This window comes from Streptomyces sp. HD, assembly GCF_028369295.1.
Taxonomy (GTDB): domain Bacteria; phylum Actinomycetota; class Actinomycetes; order Streptomycetales; family Streptomycetaceae; genus Streptomyces.
Window position 1 is genome coordinate 1 of sequence record NZ_JAQMYP010000124.1, and the last position, 2,970, is coordinate 2,970.

General features: G+C 68.4%; 4 protein-coding genes. 1 reads left to right on the forward strand and 3 read right to left on the reverse strand.

The window, feature by feature from the left end; all coding sequences use genetic code 11:
• Window positions 1-91 precede the first annotated feature (91 nt).
• Both POF73_RS45530 and POF73_RS45535 read right to left on the reverse strand, forming a co-directional pair.
• Window positions 92-262: an AbfB domain-containing protein gene (locus POF73_RS45530; RefSeq protein ID WP_443049777.1), complete on the reverse strand. Its 171-nt coding sequence runs from the start codon at window positions 260-262 to the stop codon at window positions 92-94.
• A 75-nt stretch (window positions 263-337) separates the two neighbouring features.
• Window positions 338-763, reverse strand: a complete 426-nt coding sequence (locus tag POF73_RS45535; RefSeq protein WP_443049776.1) for a hypothetical protein — start codon at window positions 761-763, stop codon at window positions 338-340.
• A 132-nt stretch (window positions 764-895) separates the two neighbouring features.
• Between POF73_RS45535 and POF73_RS45540 the strand changes: the two genes are divergently transcribed.
• The gene (locus tag POF73_RS45540) at window positions 896-1,075 is read left to right on the forward strand and encodes a hypothetical protein (RefSeq protein WP_272125427.1); all 180 of its coding nucleotides are present in this window, start codon (window positions 896-898) and stop codon (window positions 1,073-1,075) included.
• 39 nt (window positions 1,076-1,114) lie between these two features.
• Here the strand turns inward: POF73_RS45540 and POF73_RS45545 are convergent, their stop codons facing one another.
• Window positions 1,115-2,683 (reverse strand): alpha-L-arabinofuranosidase B, encoded by a 1,569-nt coding sequence (locus POF73_RS45545; RefSeq protein WP_272125426.1) that lies wholly within the window; start codon window positions 2,681-2,683, stop codon window positions 1,115-1,117.
• Window positions 2,684-2,970 lie beyond the last annotated feature (287 nt).

Below are 2,970 nucleotides of genomic sequence, written 5' to 3' on the forward strand. Positions count from 1 at the left end.
AAGGGATGCCGGCGCCTCCGGGAGAGCGCCGGCATCACCTTCCTCTGCCTCCCCAGAGACAGGTCGGGCAGGGCGGGATTCGTGAGCCTCATTACCAGGTGGAGAACGTGACGTCGGCCCTGCCGACGGCCGTGGAGATCGGGTCGATGCGCAGCACGTAGTCGTAGTGCCGGATGTAGCGGTCCGGGTAGCAGTGAGAACGGAACGACGACCATGCCGGAGGAGTCGGCCAGCAGCCGCTGAACTCCAAACACGCCACCATCCAGCCGATCCCGCAGACGGTGTACGACAACATGGTCGCCAAGTGGGGCAAGCCCGCCTGGAACCGGCTGACGTCCTACAACTTCCTGCCTCCTTGCGGCGCCAGGCCAGAGGTGTGGACGGTGAAGCTGCCGGGGCCGAGCGAGGTGGACTTCGCACCCACGAGCTCGTTGTGGCCTTTGAAGTACAGGTGGTTGACGCCGTTCACGTCCATGGCCAGCGAGCCGTCGATGACGTCATAGCCCGGGTCGAAGAAGACCTGCGGCGACGTCACCGTCCGGAAATCCGTGGTGTGGTTCACCGTGATCGCGTTGTGTTCGCTGCTGTTGACGGCCGCGTGCGGCTTCAGCAGGCGGTAGTTGCCGAAGGAGCGCAGGTCCGCGGAGTCCCAGACGTGGATGACCCGGCTCTGCCTGGTCCAGTCGGTTCCCTTCAGGATTGGTCGCCATGACGACGAAGGTGCCGTCCTGATTGGGCAGGATGAACGGGGCGCGCAGACCACCGTCGCCTCCCGGGCGGGGTCACGACGGGGTTGTTCTGATTCAGCGGCATCCACTGCAGCGCGTCGGTGCTGACCGGGAGGTGCAGGCGGTAGTCCGTACCAAGGCCTCTCGGTGACCGGGTGAAGTAGCCCATGACGAACGGGCAGCCCGTCGAGGCGCTCGCGGACCGGCTGCCGATGGTCAGCGCGCCGGTCATGGCCAGCGGCACGGCCGCGGCCATGCCGAGGAACAGTCGGCGCGACGCGAGGGGGGGTGCGCTCATCCGGTGCATCCAGGGCGTAGGGAAGCGTGGGCGGCTCCCGAACCCGTGAGCGCCCCGGCGCGGAGGCGCCCACGGGTTCGTCCCCTCGTCAGCTCCAGGGGGTGGCGGTGAGCCAGCTGGTGTCCTGGGCCCACGACGTCTTGGAGTCCCAGGTGTTGGTACCGCCGTTGCCCGCGATGTAGCCGGTGAAGTTGTAGTGGCGGATGTACCTCGTCGGGAAGTTGACGGACTGGAAGGACTTGCCGACCCCGCTGTTGCCCGTGGTGGGGCAGAAGGTGGCGTCCTTCGCGAACGAGCTGCCGCCGGTGTCGAAGCTCAGATGGAGCTGGTAGTTGGAGTGGCGCAGGAACTGGCCGGGACTGTTGGCGGATTCGAAGGTCAGGCAGGAGGTGTTGGCCAGGCCGGCGCGGACGATCCAGGTGGCGTCGGCCTTGTCGGTGGCCGAACTGGCGGAGTTGATGCTGGAGATGACGACCGTGGTGTCGGCGTCGTTGTGGCGGAGGTAGTGCGAGGTGCAGCAGGGCGCGGTGGTGGCCCGCAGGGAGATCCGGGAGCCGGGCGTCAGTGAACCGGTGCTGGTCGAGCCGCTGTTGTAGCCCGCGGCGGTGATGTTGGCCTGCACGGCGTTCTCGGTGGCGTCCGAGGGGTGGCCCGAGGTCATGACGCCTTCGTAGAAGGTGCCTTGGCCGGTGTTGCTGTTGTCACCGCCGATGCCGAGGATGATCGCCCCTTGCTTCTTCATCGGGTTGTAGCCGTCGGCGTTGGGGCGTACGCCGCTGTAGAAGGTGGACAGGCTTCCCGACTGGGCGTTGCCGCCGCGGATGGCCCACTGGTTCGGGCCGCCCTTGAGCATGGCGGTCAGGAACCGGTGGTTGACGGTCGGGTCGCCCGCGTTGAATCCGCGGTTGACCCCGGAGAACAGACCGTTCTCCAGGTCGGCCATGACCCAGGGGCCGGGACCGCTGCCCCAGCCCCAGCCCTTGTTGTTGCCGAAGTAGAGGGCCTCCATAGTGCCGTTGCCGTCGTCGTTGCCGGTCGTCTCGGCGTTGCCGTAGTCGAAGCAGCAGCCGCCGTTGAAGTGGGTGCCGTCGAAGATCGCGTACATGCCCTCGGGCTGGTCGCCGGTCGCGATGCCGTTGGTGTTGTTGTTCCGGTAGCCGGTGCCGGGGGCGACGTAGACGCCGTACGCCTTGTGCCCGCCGACGGTGACCGGCGCCTCGAAGGCGTTGGCCAGGTTGTCGTTCCCACCCTCGGCCGGCCCGGGCCAGTGGCCCCTGAGCGCCTGGGTGAGCTTGTTGCCCTTGCCGGACTGGTCGTAGATGACGGTGATGACGCAGCTGGTGCCCGCGCAGAAGGAGTCCTGCGCGGAGGCGTCGGCGTAGCCGCCGGCGCTCAGCAGGCCGATGTCCTTGGTCGCGTTGTCGGAGGCACGCTTGACCTGGTACAGCGGGCCGTTGTACGCCCCGTACAGGGCGCGGGTGGTGCTGTGCGCGGCGACGCAGGGGGTGCCGCCCGCGGCGTAGATGTCGCACGGCCCCTGGGTGGCGGCCTGCGAGGTGGTGGCCGTGGCGGTGAGCAGGCCGGCGGCGAGCGCGGCGGTGGCACCGGCCGCCAGCAGCGCGCGTCTGACGCCGCGCCTCCATAGTGGCGTGATCATGACAACTCCTTCATGGGATGGCTGTGCTGTGCGCGTCGACGAGCCCCTGGTGTCCGGCGATGCGGACGGCGCGGGTTGCCTCGACGCTTCCGGGCGCGCTGCCTGATTCGGCTCTCTTCGGCACCGCACCCGGGGTTGGCTGCTCCTCGGCTCCAGGGGAGGCGGTGAGCCAGTTGGTGTCCTGGGCCCACGTCGTCGGGTGGTCCCAGGCGCATGTCCGGCAGTGGATCGCCCCGTGCTCGGACATCAGCGGGGGTCTGTCGCCCAAGCTGCCACGGACGTACCCA